A 663-nucleotide genomic window follows, 5' to 3' on the forward strand; every position below is an offset into this window, starting at 1 on the left:
TTTAGAAGGGCATTAGACAATTTGCCGCCCCCCCCCCAAAAAAAAAGTTTGGTAATTAAAGAAAAAATGACTACCTTTATAGTAGAGTTGTTGTAGTGACAATTCAAAAAAAATTACTAATGTAAATTAGAATTAAGCATTATGAAGAGAACAGTCAGAAACTTTGTGAATACACTACTGTTAAGCGGCGTATTCATCGCGTGGGGGGAGGCAAACCTTCTAAGAGCGCAAGTTCCCCAAGAGGCAAAAATCGCCGTTTCAGGCGTTGTATCCGATGCGGATGGTCCGGTCATCGGCGCAAGTGTCGTAGAAACAGGGACTCCCGGTAATGGAGTTGCCACCGACCTTGATGGAAAATACACCCTCCGAGTATCCCCCAACGCCACATTGAGAGTCAGTTATTTGGGCTATGCCACCCGGGAGATTGCCGTTAACGGCAGAACGAGTATCGACATCACCCTGCTGGAAGATGCCGAGATGCTTGCCGAGGTGGTGGTGATTGGCTACGGGTCGCAAACCAAAAAGGAATTGACCGGCTCCATCGCAAGCATCAAGGCGGAACAGTTCAATAAGGGTATTCAATCCAATCCGATGGGCTTGCTGCAGGGCAAGGTTGCCGGTTTGACCGTGATTAAAAACGGTGGCGACGACCCCGCACAAAAC

Annotated in this window: 1 protein-coding gene; it reads left to right on the top strand. The window is 48.1% G+C overall.

The window, feature by feature from the left end; all coding sequences use genetic code 11:
• Positions 1-141: 141 nt before the first annotated feature.
• The coding region (locus ASC50_RS02810; RefSeq protein WP_193391189.1) for a carboxypeptidase-like regulatory domain-containing protein at positions 142-663 on the top strand (522 nt) is incomplete at its 3' end.

It is taken from the genome of Candidatus Symbiothrix dinenymphae, assembly GCF_001431085.1.